Source organism: Pseudomonas sp. WSY_20 (assembly GCF_043104335.1).
In the GTDB taxonomy this organism is placed as follows: domain Bacteria; phylum Pseudomonadota; class Gammaproteobacteria; order Pseudomonadales; family Pseudomonadaceae; genus Aquipseudomonas; species Aquipseudomonas parafulva_B.
Window position 1 is genome coordinate 209,795 of record NZ_JBICKP010000022.1, and the last position, 18,288, is coordinate 228,082.

Annotated in this window: 19 protein-coding genes and 1 pseudogene; 13 read left to right on the forward strand and 7 right to left on the reverse strand. The window is 62.4% G+C overall.

Annotation, left to right across the window (positions count from 1 at the left end):
- Positions 1–92: 92 nt before the first annotated feature.
- The 3 genes from ACF8E5_RS07605 to rpmE form a co-directional block, all read right to left on the reverse strand.
- Entirely contained in the window at positions 93–1,361 is a 1,269-nt protein-coding gene (locus ACF8E5_RS07605) for a malic enzyme-like NAD(P)-binding protein (RefSeq protein ID WP_058638201.1), read from the reverse strand.
- 177 nt (positions 1,362–1,538) lie between these two features.
- Positions 1,539–2,360 (reverse strand): thermonuclease family protein, encoded by an 822-nt coding sequence (locus ACF8E5_RS07610; RefSeq protein ID WP_392475090.1) that lies wholly within the window; start codon positions 2,358–2,360, stop codon positions 1,539–1,541.
- On the reverse strand, positions 2,360–2,578 hold the full coding sequence (rpmE, locus tag ACF8E5_RS07615) for a 50S ribosomal protein L31 (RefSeq protein ID WP_023532368.1): 219 nt from the start codon (positions 2,576–2,578) through the stop codon (positions 2,360–2,362). Before rpmE ends, ACF8E5_RS07610 begins: the two co-directional genes overlap by 1 nt.
- 166 nt (positions 2,579–2,744) lie before the next feature.
- Here rpmE and ACF8E5_RS07620 point away from each other — a divergent pair, with 166 nt between their 5' ends.
- From ACF8E5_RS07620 to ACF8E5_RS07630, 3 genes are all read left to right on the forward strand, one after another.
- The gene (locus ACF8E5_RS07620) at positions 2,745–4,964 is read left to right on the forward strand and encodes a primosomal protein N' (RefSeq protein WP_196126253.1); all 2,220 of its coding nucleotides are present in this window, start codon (positions 2,745–2,747) and stop codon (positions 4,962–4,964) included.
- A 190-nt stretch (positions 4,965–5,154) separates the two neighbouring features.
- A complete protein-coding gene (gene argS, locus ACF8E5_RS07625; RefSeq protein ID WP_058602910.1) occupies positions 5,155–6,891 on the forward strand; it encodes an arginine--tRNA ligase in 1,737 nt (578 codons plus the stop codon).
- Position 6,892: 1 nt separating this feature from the next.
- Positions 6,893–7,591: an SPOR domain-containing protein gene (locus tag ACF8E5_RS07630; protein WP_023532748.1), complete on the forward strand. Its 699-nt coding sequence runs from the start codon at positions 6,893–6,895 to the stop codon at positions 7,589–7,591.
- A gap of 57 nt (positions 7,592–7,648) precedes the next feature.
- On the opposite strand, the gene ACF8E5_RS07635 is transcribed toward ACF8E5_RS07630, so the two are convergent.
- Complete coding sequence (locus tag ACF8E5_RS07635) at positions 7,649–8,068, reverse strand: TM2 domain-containing protein (RefSeq protein ID WP_023532338.1); 420 nt, start codon at positions 8,066–8,068, stop codon at positions 7,649–7,651.
- A 166-nt stretch (positions 8,069–8,234) separates the two neighbouring features.
- Here ACF8E5_RS07635 and ACF8E5_RS07640 point away from each other — a divergent pair, with 166 nt between their 5' ends.
- Complete coding sequence (locus ACF8E5_RS07640) at positions 8,235–8,864, forward strand: C40 family peptidase (protein ID WP_145254059.1); 630 nt, start codon at positions 8,235–8,237, stop codon at positions 8,862–8,864.
- Positions 8,865–8,938: 74 nt separating this feature from the next.
- Here ACF8E5_RS07640 and ACF8E5_RS07645 read toward each other — a convergent pair whose 3' ends face one another.
- Positions 8,939–9,934 (reverse strand): type IV pilus twitching motility protein PilT, encoded by a 996-nt coding sequence (locus ACF8E5_RS07645; RefSeq protein WP_196124611.1) that lies wholly within the window; start codon positions 9,932–9,934, stop codon positions 8,939–8,941.
- 64 nt (positions 9,935–9,998) lie between these two features.
- Between ACF8E5_RS07645 and ACF8E5_RS07650 the strand changes: the two genes are divergently transcribed.
- The 9 genes and pseudogenes from ACF8E5_RS07650 (at position 9,999) to ACF8E5_RS07690 (ending at position 16,553) form a co-directional block, all read left to right on the forward strand.
- Positions 9,999–10,685, forward strand: coding sequence for a YggS family pyridoxal phosphate-dependent enzyme (locus tag ACF8E5_RS07650; protein WP_182138586.1), 687 nt, complete (start codon positions 9,999–10,001; stop codon positions 10,683–10,685).
- A 38-nt stretch (positions 10,686–10,723) separates the two neighbouring features.
- A complete protein-coding gene (gene proC / locus ACF8E5_RS07655; protein WP_058638127.1) occupies positions 10,724–11,542 on the forward strand; it encodes a pyrroline-5-carboxylate reductase in 819 nt (272 codons plus the stop codon).
- Between the two features lie 10 nt (positions 11,543–11,552).
- Positions 11,553–12,143 carry a YggT family protein gene (locus ACF8E5_RS07660; protein ID WP_058602904.1) on the forward strand — a complete coding sequence of 197 codons (591 nt, stop codon included), beginning with the start codon at positions 11,553–11,555 and terminating at the stop codon, positions 12,141–12,143.
- Positions 12,144–12,231: 88 nt separating this feature from the next.
- Positions 12,232–13,371, forward strand: coding sequence for a homoserine O-acetyltransferase (locus ACF8E5_RS07665; protein WP_058602903.1), 1,140 nt, complete (start codon positions 12,232–12,234; stop codon positions 13,369–13,371).
- Between the two features lie 7 nt (positions 13,372–13,378).
- Positions 13,379–13,999, forward strand: a complete 621-nt coding sequence (metW, locus tag ACF8E5_RS07670; protein ID WP_058638129.1) for a methionine biosynthesis protein MetW — start codon at positions 13,379–13,381, stop codon at positions 13,997–13,999.
- Positions 14,000–14,017: 18 nt separating this feature from the next.
- Positions 14,018–14,452, forward strand: a complete 435-nt coding sequence (locus ACF8E5_RS07675) for a DUF4426 domain-containing protein (protein WP_058638130.1) — start codon at positions 14,018–14,020, stop codon at positions 14,450–14,452.
- The gene (gene rdgB / locus ACF8E5_RS07680; protein ID WP_058602900.1) at positions 14,449–15,045 is read left to right on the forward strand and encodes an RdgB/HAM1 family non-canonical purine NTP pyrophosphatase; all 597 of its coding nucleotides are present in this window, start codon (positions 14,449–14,451) and stop codon (positions 15,043–15,045) included. The genes ACF8E5_RS07675 and rdgB overlap by 4 nt, the downstream gene beginning before the upstream one ends.
- 35 nt (positions 15,046–15,080) lie before the next feature.
- Positions 15,081–16,217: pseudogene (gene hemW / locus ACF8E5_RS07685) on the forward strand (radical SAM family heme chaperone HemW); the annotation flags it as partial.
- 9 nt (positions 16,218–16,226) lie between these two features.
- Positions 16,227–16,553: a DUF3392 domain-containing protein gene (locus ACF8E5_RS07690; protein ID WP_023532330.1), complete on the forward strand. Its 327-nt coding sequence runs from the start codon at positions 16,227–16,229 to the stop codon at positions 16,551–16,553.
- Positions 16,554–16,739: 186 nt separating this feature from the next.
- Here ACF8E5_RS07690 and trmB read toward each other — a convergent pair whose 3' ends face one another.
- Both trmB and ACF8E5_RS07700 read right to left on the reverse strand, forming a co-directional pair.
- Positions 16,740–17,462 (reverse strand): tRNA (guanosine(46)-N7)-methyltransferase TrmB, encoded by a 723-nt coding sequence (gene trmB, locus ACF8E5_RS07695; protein ID WP_058602898.1) that lies wholly within the window; start codon positions 17,460–17,462, stop codon positions 16,740–16,742.
- 9 nt (positions 17,463–17,471) lie between these two features.
- Positions 17,472–18,266, reverse strand: coding sequence for a thiazole synthase (locus ACF8E5_RS07700; protein ID WP_023532295.1), 795 nt, complete (start codon positions 18,264–18,266; stop codon positions 17,472–17,474).
- Between the last annotated feature and the right edge of the window lie 22 nt (positions 18,267–18,288).

Genomic DNA, 18,288 nt, shown 5'->3' on the forward strand with positions numbered 1-18,288 from the left:
TGATGCTGTCTTGATATCGTTGGGGCCGCTTCGCGGCCCTACGTAAACAGCATCAGGCCATGACAGCCGGGTTAGTCAGTGCAGAACAACGATCAGCCGTTGAACACGTCGTCAACGTTCTTGAGCGGGTAATGCTTCGGATACGGCAGCGTAGCGACGCCCGACTCGATGGCAGCCTTGGCCACGGCGTCGGAGACGACAGTGATCAGGCGTGCATCCAGCGGCTTGGGAATGATGTACTCACGGCCGAATTCCAGGCCTTCCACACCGTAGGCTTCGCACACTTCCTTGGGAACCGGCTGCTTGGCCAGGTCTTTCAGGGCGATGGCAGCGGCGATCTTCATTTCTTCGTTGATACGCTTGGCTCGAACGTCCAGCGCGCCGCGGAAGATGAACGGGAAGCCCAGTACGTTGTTGACCTGGTTCGGATAGTCGGAACGACCAGTGGCCATGATCACGTCGTCGCGCGTGGCATGGGCCAACTCAGGGGCGATCTCGGGATCGGGGTTCGAGCAGGCGAACACGATCGGGTTGGCGGCCATCGACTTCAGGCCTTCAGCGCTCAACAGGTTCGGACCGGACAGGCCCACGAACACGTCAGCACCCTCGAGGGCATCGGCCAGGGTACGTTTGTCGGTCGCGTGCGCGAACTGCGCCTTGTACTGGTTCAGGTCGTCACGGCCAGCGTGGATAACGCCGCTGCGGTCGATCATGAAGATGTTCTCGACCTTGGCACCCATGCTGACCAGCAGCTTCATGCAGGAAATGGCCGCTGCACCAGCGCCCAGGCAGACGATCTTGGCGTCTTCGAGGGTCTTGCCGGCGATTTCCAAGGCGTTGATCATGCCGGCGGCCGTAACGATGGCGGTGCCGTGCTGGTCATCGTGGAAGACCGGAATGTCGCACTGCTCGATCAGGGTGCGTTCGATCTCGAAGCACTCTGGCGCCTTGATGTCTTCAAGGTTGATGCCACCGAAGGTGATCGAAATGCGGCGTACGGTATCGATGAACGCCTGCGGGCTCTCGGACTCGACTTCGATGTCGAACACGTCGATACCGGCGAAACGCTTGAACAGAACACCCTTGCCTTCCATGACAGGCTTGGACGCCAGCGGACCCAGATCGCCAAGACCGAGAATGGCAGTACCATCGGAAATCACGGCAACCAGGTTGCCTTTGCCGGTGTACTTGTAGGCCAGCTCCGGATCACGACCGATCTCGCGCACAGGCTCTGCCACACCTGGGCTGTAAGCCAAGGCGAGGTCACGGGCGGTGGCGGTGGGCTTGGAGAGCTCGACGCTCAGTTTCCCTGGACGAGGGTGAGCGTGATATTCGAGAGCGGCGGTTTTCAGGTCTGACATGTTGGGCATTCCGCTATTGGCTGTTCTGACGGACCGCCGAGGATACGCAAAGAGTCCAGCCGTCACAAGACTGGCCGGTCACTCGTGTCAAGGCCTCTAGCCTAAGACTTTATGCTACAACCCACGGGGCATGCAGGCTTCAGTGTGTACAATCTGCTGTAGAAATGTCTACATTTTTTATCTCTGCACACGGTCGAGCATGCTGACGTCTGTGAGGGTCAGCTGCCAGCGTCGCTGACCCGACGTGTAGGAAGCCTTACGTGATGCACTGCGAATCCAACCCCTGGCCTCGACCTTTTGCCCCTTGAGGTTATCGAAGAAACCTGTGGGGAATGCACGGCGCAGACGAGCGGGTATATGAAGCGTCACGGCGCTGTCGAGGGTCACTCGAATGCCCGCGCGGCTCCGTTCGATGGCGGTGACGCGGCCTGACACCAGCGCAAAACCTGGCTTGCGCACTACATGGGCGGGCACCACCGGTGAGCGCTTCCACACACCGACAGCCGCCTGACGCGCAACTGACTCGGCACTTTGCTGGCAGCGGCTGAGCTCAGTATTGGGTGCGAAGGCGATACGGTATGCAAGGCCTTCGCTGAGCAGCTGCGCCTCAACGTTATGCCCCTCACGGCTGTACAGGTGGGCCAGCGTGCGACCGTACCGGTCTTTGGCTTCCTTACCGCGTACCAAGCCAACGCGCCCGTCACTGGCCTTGATCAATGCTTGCAAGCGTTTTCGGGCAGCCTGGGCGAAAGGTTCATCCGCTTGCCCCTTGCGGCCGATTTCGGGGGCATTGATCCCGATCAGACGCACACTGCGGCCATCGACCAAGCGCACGGTGTCGCCATCGACCACATGCCGTACGGCGACCCATTGCGCACGTGCCGGGGGCGGGCAGAAAGCCAGCGCCTGGGATGCCCAGCAAACGAGCATAAAAAAAGCGCCCACAAGGGGCGCTTTTCTCTGCAACGCTGCGAAACCCGAAGGGTTCGCCACGCACATCAGCCTTTCTTGGCACCGAACATGCCGAAGCGATCGGCGAACTTCTGTACGCGGCCGCCGGTGTCCAGGACTTTCTGCTTACCGGTGTAGAAAGGGTGGCACAGGTTGCATACGTCGATCGACAGGGTATCGCCCAGGGTCGAACGGGTTTCGAATTTGTTGCCGCAGCTGCAGGTGACAGCAACTGCTTCGTAGTTCGGATGGATATCAGCTTTCATGGTCACTTCCTCGAGCTGCGTGCCGCCACCCAACACCAATTGTTGAATACCGCACGTAATTAGGCGGCAAATAATACCAGAGCATGGCGCCAGCGCAAGTTGTCGCTTGTACCGACCGTCGTCTGCTAGGCTCGCCAGTTCTGAAACGCCCCCCGAGACCTTTAGCGTGCCCGACGTCATCCTGCGCCTTGCCCTGCCCTCCCCGCTGCGCCGCCTGTTCGACTACAAGGCGCCGGTCGGCATGGCGAACCAGACATGGATGCCTGGCATGCGCCTGCGCGTGCCGTTCGGGCGGCGCGAGATGATCGGCGTCCTGGTAGAAGTGTGTGCCGAAAGCGAGGTGCCGGCTGACAAGCTCAAGCCGGCCAGCGCCTTGCTCGACCTGGTATCGCCCATTCCAGCCTCGCTGTTCAAGCTGTGCCTGTGGACCGCCCAGTACTACCAGCACAGCCTGGGTGACACCTTGAGCTGGGCGCTTCCCACCCTGCTGCGTCAGGGTGAACCTGCCGAGATGCGCCAGGAACGTTTCTGGCACGCAGCGCCGGGCGCTCGCCTTGAAGACCCGCGCATCGCGCGTGCACCTCGCCAACGCGATGCGCTCAAGACCCTGGCTCAGCACCCGCATGGGGTGGCCCACAGCGTGCTGTCGAAGCTCAACCTCAACAAGGACAGCCTTGACCTGCTGTTGGCCAAAGAGCTGGTGTGCGTAGAAATACGCCGTCAGCGCCCGGCCGAACGGCGTGAGCATTGGCTGGCGCAGTCGGAATTGCCCCTGAACGAAGAACAGCGTGATGCCTTCGATGCCGTGCTCGGCGGTTTCGGGCAGTTCGGCGCTTTTCTGCTGGCGGGCGTCACAGGAAGCGGCAAGACCGAGGTTTACCTGCAACTGATTCGTGAAACGCTCGAAGCAGGCAAGCAAGCCCTGGTATTGATCCCGGAGATCAACCTGGGGCCGCAGACACTGGCGCGTTTCGAGCAGCGCTTCAACGCCCGCATTGCCCTCGTGCACTCGAACGTCAGCGACCGTGAGCGCCTCGATGCCTGGCTGGCGGCGCGTGACGGCGAGGCAGACATCATCATCGGCACACGCTCGGCCTTGTTCACGCCCATGAAGAACCCGGGCCTGATCATCATCGACGAGGAACACGACGGCTCTTATAAGCAGCAGGAGGGCCTGCGCTACCACGCCAGGGATCTGGCGCTGGTGCGCGCGCATCAGGAGAACGTGCCGATCGTGCTTGGCTCGGCCACGCCCTCCCTGGAAACCCTGCACAACGCCGTGAGCGGCCGCTACCGCCTGCTGCACATGACCCAGCGCGCAGGCGGTGCGCGTGCACCACGCATGTTGCGCCTGGACGTGAAAAGCCTGCCGCTGGACAGCGGCATCAGCGGCCCCCTGCAGCAGGCCATTGGCCAGACCCTGGAGGCGGGACAACAGGTACTGGTGTTCCTCAATCGCCGTGGCTTCGCGCCTACCCTGCTATGCCACGACTGCGGCTGGCTGTCCGAATGCCCGCGGTGCGATGCGCGCATGACGGTTCACCAGCGCTCCGGCGTGCTGCGCTGCCACCACTGCGGCTACGACGAGCGGCTGCCGCATCACTGCCCACAATGCAAGCACGTGGACCTGCGCCCTGTCGGGGCCGGCACCGAGCGCGCCGAAGAGCGCCTGAAGGTGTTGTTCCCGGATTATCCCGTGCTGCGCGTGGACCGCGACAGCACCTCGCGCAAGGACGCGATGCACCAACTGTTCACAACCATTCAACGCGGCCAGCCAAGCCTGTTGGTCGGCACGCAGATGCTCGCCAAAGGGCATCACTTCCCCCGGGTAACGCTGGTTGCCATTCTCGATGCCGATGGCGGTCTGTTTTCCGGGGACTTCCGCGCCAGTGAACGCATGGCCCAATTGATCGTACAGGTCGCTGGCCGTGCAGGACGGGCGGAAGAGCCCGGCAAGGTCATCATCCAGACGCACTTGGCTGACCACCCTTTACTGGTTCAACTGACCGAGCAGGGCTATTTTGCCTTCGCCAAACAGGCGCTCGACGAACGCCGCGCCGCCGGTTTGCCGCCCTTTTCGCACTTGGCCCTGTTGCGCGCCGAAGCGCACAAGCCGGGGCAGGCCGAGGCGTTTCTGGATGAAGCCTGCACAGCGGCCGAGCGCCTGATGGCGCAGCAGCGCCTGCCCGGCATCGAACTGCTTGGCCCGGTACCGGCGCCCATGGAGCGCCGAGCGGGGCGCTTTCGCGCACAACTGTTGCTGCAGGCCAGTACCCGTGCCCCTCTGCACCGCCTCATCAGCGCCTGGCTACTGGTGCTGGAGCAACTGCCAAGCGGGCGCCAGGTACGCTGGTCGATAGACGTCGACCCGGTGGATCTTTACTGAAGGCACGTTTGAAGCGCCACGCCGCGCGCGGCGAGGCTGCATCAGGACCCAGCGAAGGCTTTCAAGTTGCCCCGTGCCTGGCCACGTGCCTGCCAAAGGTTGGCAACGCGCGCCCAGCCACGGATAATGCCCAGTTTTTCCACCAGCGCATCCAGGCGCCCGCCGCGCTTGCGGTCGAAAAGAGATTCCTATGAAAGACACCATTCGCCAGCTGATCCAGCAAGCCCTCACCCAACTCGTCAACGACGGTGTGTTGCCTGACGGGCTGTCGCCGGCGATCCAGGTGGAAAACGCCAGGGACAAGACCCACGGCGATTTCGCCAGCAACATTGCCATGATGCTGGCCAAGCCGGCCGGCATGAAGCCGCGTGACCTGGCCGAAAAACTGATCCAGGCCCTGCCGGCCAGCGCCGACATCAGCAAGGTCGAGATCGCAGGTCCGGGCTTTCTGAACTTCTTCCAAAACACCGCTGCATTGGCCGCCCGCCTGGACGCAGCGCTTGACGATCCTCGGCTTGGCGCGCGCAAGGCTGGCCCTGCGCAGAAGGTGGTGGTCGACCTGTCGGCGCCGAACCTCGCCAAGGAAATGCACGTTGGTCACCTGCGCTCGACCATCATCGGCGACAGCGTGGCGCGGGTACTCGAGTTCCTGGGTGACCAGGTGATCCGCCAGAACCACGTAGGCGACTGGGGCACCCAGTTCGGCATGCTGCTGGCATACCTCGAAGAAAACCCCATCACCAGCGACGAACTCTCCGACCTGGAAAACTTCTACCGTGCGGCCAAGAAGCGCTTCGACGAATCCGAAGCCTTCGCCACGCGCGCGCGCGGGTTGGTGGTCAAGCTGCAGGCGGGTGACCCTGACTGCCTGGCCCTGTGGACACGGTTCAAGGACATCTCGCTGTCGCACTGCCAGAAGACCTACGAACTGCTCAACGTCAAGCTGACCATGGCCGACGTCATGGGCGAAAGCGCCTACAACGATGACCTGGCCAATGTCGTCGCCGAACTCAAGGCCAAGGGCCTGTTGGTCGAAGACCAGGGTGCCCAGTGCGTGTTCCTGGAGGAGTTCAAGAACAGCGAAGGCGAACCGCTGCCCGTGATCGTGCAGAAGGCCGATGGTGGCTACCTGTACGCGACCACGGACCTTGCCGCGGTGCGCTACCGCAGCAATGTGCTCAAGGCAGATCGCGCCCTCTATTTCGTCGACCAACGCCAGGCGCTGCACTTCAACCAGGTATTCGAAGTCGCTCGCCGCGCCGGCTTCCTCGGGCACCCGATGCAGATGGAGCACATGGGCTTTGGCACCATGAACGGCGCCGACGGCCGCCCGTTCAAGACCCGTGACGGCGGCACGGTCAAGTTGATCGACCTGCTCAACGAAGCCAAGGACCGTGCGTATGCGCTGGTGAAGGAAAAAAATCCAGGCCTGCCCGAAGACGACCTGCGTCGCATCGGTGAGGTGGTGGGTATCGGTGCGGTGAAATATGCCGACCTGTCCAAGCACCGTACCAGCGACTACAGCTTCAACTTCGAGTTGATGCTCAACTTCGAAGGCAATACGGCCCCCTACCTGCTGTACGCCTACACCCGTGTGGCCGGGGTGTTCCGCAAGCTGGGCAAGGGCTTTGACGAAGTCGAAGGCACTATCGTGCTGCAAGCGCCTCACGAGCAGGACCTGGCCGCGCGCCTGGCCCAGTTCGGGGAAATTCTCAACAACGTAGCCGACAAGGGCACGCCACACGTCTTGTGCAGCTACCTGTACGACCTGGCAGGCCTGTTCTCCAGCTTCTACGAAAATTGCCCGATCCTGGCTGCCGAGACGCCCGAGCAGCAACAAAGCCGCCTACGTCTGGCAGCGCTGACCGGGCGCACCCTCAAGCAAGGTCTGCAACTGCTCGGCCTGGAAACTCTGGAGCGCATGTAAGGTGGCTGCCAAGAAGAAACCTGCCCCCAAACGTGGCGCCAGTCGTCAGACGGCGCCCGCCAAGCAGCCCATGCCCGGCTGGGTATGGCTGGCAGTCGGCCTGACCATCGGTGCGTTCATCGTGTTTCTGATGAAGCTCGAACCCGGTGGCGGCGATATCAAACGCACCAAGCCCGAACAGCAGAAAACCGAAAAGACGGTCGAAGCCGGGAAGTCGACCCAGGCCACCCCGCAACAGCCGGTAAAGCCCAAGTACGACTTCTACACCTTGCTGCCGGAGTCGGAAGTCATCGTGCCGCCTGAGGCAGTGCCCGAGAAGACGCCACCTGTGCCAGCCCAGCCGGTCACCCCAGTGACCCCGGCAGAGGCCGCCAAGATCGACACCGCACGCGCCCAAGCTGCATTGCTGGGCCAGACACCACCGCCTGCCCCTCCGGTGATCAAGCCGGCGGCAACCACGCAGTTCTTCCTCCAGGCAGGCTCGTTCCGCAAGCAGGCCGATGCCGACAAGGTGCGCGCGCAGATCATCCTGCTGGGGCAGAGCGTGAAAGTGGAGTCCGGCACGGTGAAGGACGAAACCTGGTACCGGGTGCTGGTCGGGCCGTTCAGCAACCGCGAGCAGTTGACCGTCGCCCAGAAGCAATTGGCCGGCGCGGGCTTCAGTAACCTGCTGCTGCAACAGCGTCAGACCCGCCAATAGCAGTCAGTGCCCACAGGCTGGCGCGGCCTGGCCAGGCCGCGCCAGCGTTTCTAACGGTCAGCGCTGGCCGGCATTGCGCTCGGACACCTGCCCGTTCAACGTCCAGAAGTCATACAGAACGCCCACCAGGAACAACCCGCCCGTGCAGAAGTAGATGATGGCGGTGATCCACTTGCCTTGATAAAGGCGGTGCAGGCCGAAGATGCCCAGGAACGTCAGCAGTATCCAGGCGATGTTGTAGTCGATTCGGCCAGAGTGGAAACGCAGGTCGGCTTCGCGGTCCATGGCCGGGATCAGGAACAGGTCGATGAGCCAGCCAATGCCCAGCAGCCCGAAGGTGAAGAACCAGATCGTCCCGGTGATGGGCTTGCCGTAATAGAAACGGTGCGAGCCGGTAAAGCCGAAAATCCACAGCAAGTAGCCGATCACCTTGCTGTGGGTGTCGTGGAAGGGCGCGCCCTGTTGATAAGTGTTCATGCATGGCCCTCGTGGGTTGCTGATTAAATTTTCTATAAAAAGTTGTGACTTTTTCCGCCAAGGCCGACGGATGGTAAGCAAGAATCGACCAGCGGATCAAAATTTGATCAAAAAGCTGTTATAAAGTTGCGCGCCCAACACACAACTATTCATAAGAGCTTCATCTATGCCGCCTTTGATCAAGACATGGCTGACCCTCTGCCTACTATTGCCCCTGGCCGCCCACGCCACCAACCGTGAGCAACGTCTTCCCAACGGCTTTACCGGTTACACCACCAACGCCTCGGTAAAGCGCACGCCCATCAAGCAGACCACCCTGCACGCCCGCCCTGGCAACGCTGCCAGTAAGTCGCGTGGCAAGACGGTGGCGGCTGCTTCGAGCAAGCAAAGCAGCGCCGTGCTCGATCGTGCCGTGAACATGCTCGGCACCCCTTATGTTTGGGGCGGTACCAGCCCGAAAAAAGGGTTCGATTGCAGCGGCCTGGTTCGCTACGCCTTCAACGACGTGGCTGAGGTCAACCTGCCTCGCACTTCCAGCGCCATGGCCAGCGGTCACGGCATCAAGGTTGCCAAGGGCGATCTCAAGCCGGGCGACCTGATCTTCTTCAACATCAAGAGCCGCCGCGTCAACCATGTTGCCATCTACCTGGGCAATGACCGCTTCATTCATGCGCCGCGTCGCGGCAAGCGGGTGAGCATCGATAACTTGAGCAAGCCCTATTGGCAGAAACACTACGTGGTCGCCAAACGCGTACTGCCCAAGGAAAAGCAACAGCTTAGCCTGGCCAAGCGTTAACCCTGCCTCATGACAACCCCATGGAGGGCCGCTCCGCTGCCAACCCTAGGTGGTGGGTAGCGGCCCTGGTTGCATCACTCAGCGAGCAGCCCGCGCGCTCGAAGTTGCCTCATGGCCCCGTCCAAGGTTTGCATACCCTCTGCCGCGCCGGTCTGCATCACCGAATGGAGCTGGGCCATGCGCCCTTCGCGGATCAGATTGCGGACTGCATCCGTCACCACCAGCACTTCTCGCGCCGCGACCCTCCCACCGCCCCGGCGGCCAACCAGCACTTGCGCCACTACCACTCGCAGAGAGTCTGCCAGCATCGCGCGCACCCATGCCTTTCCCTGCGCAGGGAATACCTCTACTACCCGGTCGATGCTGTTCACCGCTGAGCGTGTATGAACGGTTGCCAGTACCAGATGACCTGTTTCGGCGGCACGCAGTGCAAGACGAATGGTTTCCAGGTCCCTCAACTCGCCCAGCACGATCACGTCGGGGTCCTGACGCAACGCACTGCGCAGGCCTTGGGCAAAGCTGCAGCAATCTCGGCCGACCTCACGCTGGTTGACCACACCCTGATGGCTGGCATGGACGACCTCGATCGGATCCTCGAGGGTGACGATGTGCAGCGCGCGCTCGCGGCTCATCTGATCGAGCAGGGCTGCCAACGTGCTCGTCTTGCCACTGCCCGTCGGCCCACCTATGAGCACCAGACCGTCACGGTATTGGCCAATGGTTTGGGCAATCTCGCCCAGGCCGAGCGCTTCGGCGCAGGCGAGCCGCGCGGGGATCAAGCGGAACGTGAGCGCAGGGCCGTTCATCTGCCTGAACAGGTTCACGCGAAACCGCCCAAGCGCGGGCAGCTCCAGTGCCAGGTCCAGGTCGTGACCGGCGACCCACTGCCGATACGGGTCGGCGTCGAGCAACGTTTCCATGCTTCGCATCAATCCATCCGGCGTTGCCATCGGCACGGGCAGGCGTTGCAGCACGCCATGCACGCGCACTGTCGGCGCCTGGCCTGCAGCCAGGTGCAGGTCGCTGGCACCTGCCTTCAAGGCAAGCGCCAGCAGGTCTGTCACATCCATGAGACTCCCCATCTGCCTTCAACCAGGTAAAATGCGGCGAAACTTCAGCTGCCGGCCTCGATCTATGTCCACCCTAGCAGACAACCTTTCCTCGATTCGCGACCGCATCAACCGGGGTGCCCAGGCTGCCGGGCGTAATCCCGCCGACGTCCGGTTGCTGGCCGTCAGCAAAACCAAGCCGGCCGCCGCCATACGCGAACTCCACGCCGCAGGCGTGCAGGATTTCGGGGAAAACTACCTACAAGAGGCGCTGACTAAACAACAGCAACTCATCGACCTGCCTTTGACCTGGCACTTCATTGGCCCCATTCAGTCGAACAAGACCAAGGCCATTGCCGAGCATTTCGACTGGGTGCATTCCGTGGATCGCCTGAAAATCGCCCAACGCCTTTCAGAACAGCGCCCAGTTGGCCTGGCGCCGCTCAACATCTGCCTTCAGGTGAACGTCAGCGGTGAGGCCAGCAAGGCCGGCTGCGCACCCGCGCAACTGCCCGCACTGGTGGAGGCCGTGGCTGCCCTACCCAACCTGCGTTTGCGTGGGCTGATGGCAATCCCCGAACCTACCGATGATCGTAACGCCCAGGAAGCAGCGTTCGCCCAGCTGCGCCAGTTACAGGACGCGCTCGGGCTGGGCCTGGACACCCTGTCCATGGGCATGAGCCATGACCTGGAAGCGGCAATTGCTCAAGGCGCGACCTGGGTCCGTATCGGCACCGCCTTGTTTGGTGCCCGCGACTACGGCAACGCTTGATGACATGCTTAACTCACTTTTCCTAACAAGGACCTGACATGAGCAAGACACGTATTGCCTTTATCGGCGCCGGCAACATGGCCGCAAGCCTGATCGGTGGTCTGCGTGCCCAGGGCGTGGAGGCGACGCACATTCGCGCCAGCGACCCCGGTGCCGAAACCCGTACTCGCCTCCAGGCCGAACAGGGCATCGAAACCTTCGAGCACAATGCACAGGCCATCGAAGGCGCCGATGTGATCGTGCTGGCGGTCAAGCCGCAGGTGATGAAGACCGTGTGCCAGGCCTTGCGCGATGACCTGAAGGAAGGCCAGCTGATCGTGTCCATCGCTGCGGGCATCACCTGCGCCAGCCTGCAGAGCTGGGTGGGCAGCCACCCGATAGTGCGCTGCATGCCCAACACGCCGTCGCTGCTGCGCCAGGGCGTCAGTGGCCTGTACGCCACAGCCGAAGTCACGGCCGAGCAACGCCAGCAGGCCGAGCAACTGTTGTCGGCGGTAGGGACGGCGCTCTGGCTCGAACAGGAGCAGCAACTGGATGCAGTGACCGCCGTCTCCGGTAGCGGCCCTGCGTATTTCTTCCTGCTGATCGAGGCCATGACTGCGGCGGGCGAGAAGCTCGGCCTGCCTCGGGAGACCGCCACCGAGCTGACCTTGCACACGGCGTTGGGCGCCGCCCGCATGGCGGTTGCCAGCGATGTGGACGCCGCCGAATTGCGCCGCCGCGTGACATCACCTGCCGGCACCACCGAAGCCGCTATCAAATCGTTCCAGGCCAGTGGTTTCGAGGCCATCGTGGAGCAGGCGCTGCACGCTGCAGCCACACGCTCTGCTGAGCTGGCCGAGCAACTGGGCAAATAAGGAGTTTCAAATGAATGCACTGTCCGGCGCCGCGATTTTCGTGGTGCAAACACTGGTCAGCCTGTACTTGGTGATCGTCCTGTTGCGCTTTGTGCTGCAACTGGTCAAGGCCAACTTCTACAACCCGCTCAGCCAGTTCACGGTGCGCGCGACCCAACCGCTGCTCAAGCCGATCCGCCGGATCGTACCCAGCATCGCCGGGCTGGATACCTCATCGCTGCTGCTGGCCGTGCTCATCCAGGCCCTGCTGATGGGGTTCGTGCTGATGGTGACCTACGGCACCTTCGGTGATGTGCTGCACCTGCTGTTGTGGGCCATTATCGGCATCACCTCGCTGTTCCTGAAAATCTTCTGGGTGGCAATGATCGTCATGGTGATCGTTTCCTGGGTAGCGCCGAACAGTCACAACCCGGCGGCCGAGCTTGCGTATCAGATCAGCGAGCCGGTGCTGGCGCCGTTCCGCCGTATCGTGCCAAACCTGGGGGGCATGGATATTTCGCCGATCTTCGCGTTCCTGGCCATTCAGGTCATCCAGTCGTTCGTCATGCCACCACTGGCTGCCTACGCTGGCATGCCGCAGGAGCTGTGGCGGATGATCTGACCCGGCAGCACCCTGGCGACAAGCCTGCGCTTGCCGCTGGGGGTGGTGCTCTTTAGACTTACGCCTCCGTCAAGCGTGAGCAGGGTCGATGTCCACTGTCTTTCCAGAAGATTCCGTCGGTCTGGTCGTACCCCAGACCGCCCGGTTCGACGAGCCGCTGGCTCTGGCCTGCGGCCGTTCGCTGAGCAGCTACGAGCTGGTCTACGAAACCTATGGCACGCTGAACGCCAGCGCGAGCAATGCAGTACTGATCTGCCATGCCCTGTCTGGGCACCACCATGCCGCGGGCTACCACGCTGCCACTGACCGCAAGCCGGGTTGGTGGGACAGCTGCATCGGCCCAGGCAAGCCCATCGACACCAACCGCTTCTTCGTGGTCAGCCTGAACAACCTGGGCGGCTGCAATGGCAGCACCGGGCCAAGCAGCATCAACCCGGCCACTGGCAAGGCCTATGGCGCCGACTTCCCAATCCTGACCGTCGAAGACTGGGTTCACAGCCAGGTCCGCCTGGCAGAGCGCCTGGGCATCGCGCAGTGGGCCGCCGTGGTGGGTGGCAGCCTGGGCGGCATGCAAGCGCTGCAATGGACCATCAGCTATCCCGAGCGCGTGCGCCACTGTATCGATATCGCCTCGGCGCCCAAGCTGTCCGCGCAGAACATCGCGTTCAACGAGGTGGCGCGCCAGGCCATTCTCACCGACCCCGAGTTCCATGGCGGCTCGTTCCAGGATCAGGGCGTGATTCCCAAGCGGGGCTTGATGCTGGCACGCATGGTCGGGCATATCACCTACCTGTCGGATGACTCGATGGGTGAGAAATTCGGTCGCGAGCTCAAGAGTGACAAGCTCAACTACGACTTCCACAGTGTGGAATTTCAGGTTGAAAGCTACCTGCGCTACCAGGGCGAAGAATTCTCCGGGCGCTTTGATGCCAACACGTACCTGCTGATGACCAAAGCACTGGACTACTTCGACCCGGCGGCGGCGCACAATGGCGATCTGGCCGCGACCCTGGCCCATGTCAAGGCCAACTACTGCATCATGTCGTTCACTACCGACTGGCGCTTCTCGCCGGCCCGCTCGCGGGAAATCGTCGATGCCCTGATGGCGGCGCGCAAGAACGTCTGCTACCTGGAAATCGACTCGCCCTACGGCCACGATGCCTTCCTGATTCCCACGCCTCGCTACATGCAGGGTTTCTCGAACTACATGAACCGCATTACCCTCTGAGGACAGCATGAGAGCCGATCTGGAAATCATCCACGACTGGATTCCCGCCGGCAGCCGGGTACTGGACCTGGGCTGTGGTACCGGCGAGCTGCTGGCTTCGCTGCGCGACCGCAAGCAGGTCACCGGCTACGGCCTCGAAATCGACGGGGACAATATCGCCGCCTGCGTGGCCAAGGGCGTGAACGTCATCGAGCAGGACCTGGACAAAGGCCTGGGCAATTTCGCCAGCGACAGTTTCGATGTGGTGATCATGACCCAGGCCTTGCAGGCGGTGGAGTACCCCGACCGCATCCTGGACGAAATGCTGCGCGTCGGTCGCCAGTGCATCATCACCTTCCCCAACTTCGGTCACTGGCGCTGCCGGTGGTACCTGGCGACCAAAGGCCGCATGCCCGTCTCGGACTTCATGCCGTACACCTGGTACAACACCCCTAACATCCACTTCTGCACCTTCGCCGACTTCGAAGAGCTGGTCCACGAGCGCAAGGCCAAGGTGCTGGACCGGCTGGCGGTGGATCATATGCACCGCAACGGTCTGGGCGGCCGGCTGTGGCCTAACCTTCTGGGCGAAATCGGTATCTACCGCGTCAGCAGCCCCGGCCCGCAGGCACATCAACTCGCGGTCTGACCCAGGAGAATCTGCACCATGCGTCGCCTTGCCCTGCTTTTGATCAGCCTGTGTCTGGCAATGCCAGCACTGGCAGCCGATACTGCACGCGCTGCTCGCAAAGAGGTATTTGGCGATATCACGGTGCACTACGGCGCGTTTACCTCAAGCATGCTCACCCCGCAGGTCGCAGCGGCCACAGGCCTGGTCCGCAGCCGTCACCAGGGCGTGCTCAGCCTCACCGTACTCAGAGCCGGCAAACCCATCACGGCCGTGGTCAGCGGCGCGGTCAAGGACCTGACCGGTCGCAAGGAGCCCCTGGCCTTCAAGCAGGTCACCGACCACGGCACCGCGTCTTACGTCGCCCAATTCAAGATCGAACACCCTGAGACCGTCGTCTTCGAGCTAGGTGTCCAAGCCGGTGGTGTCAGTCACTCCTTCAGCTTCAACCAGGACGTTTTCCCAGGCGAATGATGAATTTCCAGCAACTCGTATTGGCCAGCCATAACGCCGGCAAACTCAAGGAACTGCAGGCGATGCTCGGTCAATCCGTGCAATTGCGATCGATTGGCGAATTCAGCCAGGTCGAGCCGGAAGAAACCGGCCTCTCGTTCGTTGAGAACGCCATCTTGAAAGCCCGCAATGCCGCGCGCATTTCCGGGCTGCCCGCCTTGGCGGACGATTCCGGTCTGGCCGTGGATTACCTGGGAGGTGCACCTGGCATCTACTCAGCGCGTTATGCCGACGGCCAAGGCGATGCCGCCAACAACGCCAAGTTGCTCGACGCACTGAAGCACGTACCCGAGGCCGAGCGCGGTGCGCAGTTCGTCTGTGTATTGGCGCTGGTACGGCACGCCGATGATCCGTTGCCAATCCTGTGCGAAGGCCTGTGGCATGGTCGCATCCTGCTCAAGGCAAGCGGCGAACACGGGTTTGGCTACGACCCACTGTTCTGGGTGCCAGAACGTGATTGCTCAAGCGCCGACCTGACCCCGGCTGACAAGAATCAGATCAGCCACCGTGCCCGCGCCATGGCACTGCTGCGTCAACGTCTGGGCCTGGCATGACCCTGACGTCGTCGCTCATCCAGGCACCGGGCATCAGCCAGCTGCCGCCGTTGGCGTTGTACATCCACATCCCGTGGTGCGTGCGCAAATGCCCCTACTGCGACTTCAACTCCCATGCCGCGGGGCCTGAGCTGCCCGAAGCGGCCTACGTTGCGGCGCTGCTGACCGACCTGGACCAGGAACTGGCCGCAGTCCAGGGCCGCGTCATCACCTCGATCTTCTTCGGTGGTGGCACACCAAGCCTGTTCAGTGCCGATGCCCTGGGCCGGTTGCTGCGCGGCGTCGAGCAACGCATCCCATTCGCTTCGGACATTGAGATCACCCTGGAAGCCAACCCGGGAACGTTCGAACAGGACAAGTTCAAGGCCTATCGCCAGACCGGCATCAACCGCCTGTCCATTGGCGTGCAGAGTTTCCAACCCGCCAAGCTGCAAGCGCTGGGCCGCATCCACAACGGCGAGGAGGCGATCCGCGCTGCTGGCATGGCAAGGGCCGCAGGCTTCGACAACTTCAACATGGACCTGATGCATGGCTTGCCCGACCAATCGATGGACGACGCCCTGGGCGATCTGCGTCAGGCAATCGAGCTCGGGCCCACGCACCTGTCCTGGTATCAACTGACGGTAGAGCCCAACACCGTATTCTGGAACCAGCCGCCCGAGCTGCCCGAGGACGATATCCTCTGGGACATCCAGGAAGCCGGCCAGGGCCTGATGGCGGCCAATGGGTTCGGCCAGTACGAGGTGTCTGCCTACGCTCAGCCCGAGCGCGCTGCCCGCCACAACCTCAACTACTGGCGCTTCGGAGACTTCATCGGCATTGGTGCCGGGGCCCATGGCAAGCTCACCTATGCGGACGGCCGTATCGTACGCACCTGGAAAACCCGGCTGCCCAAGGACTACCTGAACCTGGCCAAACCGTTCAAGGCCGGCGAAAAACAGCTGCCCGAGGACGAGCTGCCCTTCGAGTTCCTGATGAACGCGCTGCGCCTGACCCAGGGTGTGGAAGCGCAGCTGTTCACCGACCGCACCGGGTTGCCGCTCGCACGGCTCGCCCAAGCCCGTCGCCTGGCAGAACAAAGGGGGCTTTTGCAGGTCGAACCGGATCGACTGGTGGCAACGCCCAGGGGCCAACTGTTCCTCAATGACTTGCTGCAGTATTTCTTGACCTAAGGATGACCCATGGATCTGGTACTCGACCTGCTCGCGACGATTTCCCGCTGGAGCCGCAGCAACTTGTCGGAGATTTCTCTGGCGTTGGTAGGCTGTCTGCTGGTGCTGTTCGGGACGGACATCAAGGCCTGGGCCGAGCAGCGCCTGGGCGGGCTGACAGGGGCCCTGCGGGTGCCGCTGATGGCATTGCTGGTGATGATCGGCAGCGGCGCGGCCTTGATCTACGCCACACCCTGGGTTTTGAAGGGGCTGAGCCAGTTCAACAACTACGCGTTGGCGCCTGTGCTGCTGGTGGTCCTGGCGCTGATCGGCGTGGTGGCGGACCGTCGCGGCTGAAGCTGTAGCAGTCCGGCCGCCTTTTACGTAACGCCCTGGCGTTAGCCCCCGTGGTTGTCGGCACTCAAAAACCGACCTTGCAGAATGATGCTGTTCATCAAGATCGCTGGGGCCGCGCCGTGGCCCCAAATACTAGCGCTTGCAAGGCAGCTTTTTGTCCATCCGCACAGCGTCAGGCTTAGCGGGTCACGCGGTCTTTTCGAATTTCAGGTCCCAGACACCATGGCCCAAGCGCTCGCCGCGGCGTTCGAACTTGGTGATCGGCCGCTCGGTCGGGCGCGGCACGTAGGTACCGTCCGCTGCTTGATTGCGATAGCCAGGGGCTGCATTCATCACTTCCAGCATGTACTCGGCATAGGGTTCCCAATCCGTGGCCATGTGAAACACGCCGCCGGGCTTGAGCTTGCGCCGTACCAACTCGGCGAACGCCAGCTGGACGATGCGGCGCTTGTGGTGGCGCGCCTTGTGCCAAGGGTCAGGGAAGAACAGCATCAGGCGGTCAAGGCTGTCGTCGGCCACGCAACGGTTCAATACCTCGATGGCATCGCAATCGTATACCCGCAGGTTGGTCAGCCCTTGGGTGAGCACGCCATTGAGCAGCGCCCCTACGCCTGGGCGATGGACCTCGACACCGATGAAGTCCTGCTCAGGCGCAGCGGCGGCCATTTCCAGCAGGGAATGACCCATGCCGAAGCCGATTTCCAGCGTGCGCGGTGCCGAGCGGCCGAAGACCTGGTCGTAGTCGACCGGGCTGTCCGCCAGCGGCAGGATGTACAGCGGCCCACCCTGGTCCAGGCCGCGCTGCTGGCCTTCGGTCATGCGCCCGGCACGCATCACGAAGCTCTTGATGCGGCGGTGTGGGCGGGCGTCGCCGTCGGCGGCGTTCGGCAGATCTTGCGAATCAGTCATCAGGGGCTCTTACTTGATCAGACCATCCAGCGGCGAAGAGGCGCTGGCATAGAGTTTCTTGGGCATGCGACCGGCCAGGTACGCCATGCGACCCGCCACGATGGCGTGCTTCATGGCCTCGGCCATCAATACCGGTTGCTGGGCATGGGCGATGGCCGAGTTCATCAGCACCGCCTCGCATCCCATTTCCATGGCGATGGTGGCGTCGGAGGCAGTGCCTACGCCAGCATCCACCAGCACCGGTACTTTGGATTCTTCGAGGATGATCTGCAGATTGTAGGGGTTGCAGATGCCAAGCCCTGTACCGATCAGGCCAGCCAGGGGCATGACGGCGATACAGCCGGCTTCGGCCAGTTGGCGGGCGATGATCGGGTCGTCGCTGGTGTAGACCATCACGTCGAAGCCATCCTTGACGAGCACCTCGGCGGCCTTGAGGGTTTCGATTACGTTGGGGAACAGGGTTTTCTGGTCGGCCAGCACTTCCAGCTTGACCAGGTTATGCCCATCGAGCAGCTCCCGGGCCAGGCGGCAGGTACGCACCGCTTCGACGGCGTCATAGCAGCCGGCAGTATTGGGCAGAATGGTGTAGCGGTCCGGTGGCAGTACGTCCAGCAGGTTCGGCTCGCCCGGGTTCTGACCAATGTTCGTGCGGCGCACCGCCACAGTCACGATCTCGGCACCCGAGGCCTCGATGGCCTGGCGGGTTTGCTCCATGTCACGGTACTTGCCGGTGCCTACCAGCAGGCGCGACTGGAAGGTACGCCCGGCCAGGGTGAAGGGCTTGTCGCTGCGAACGTTGCTCATCGTTGTTCCTCGGGAAAAGGTT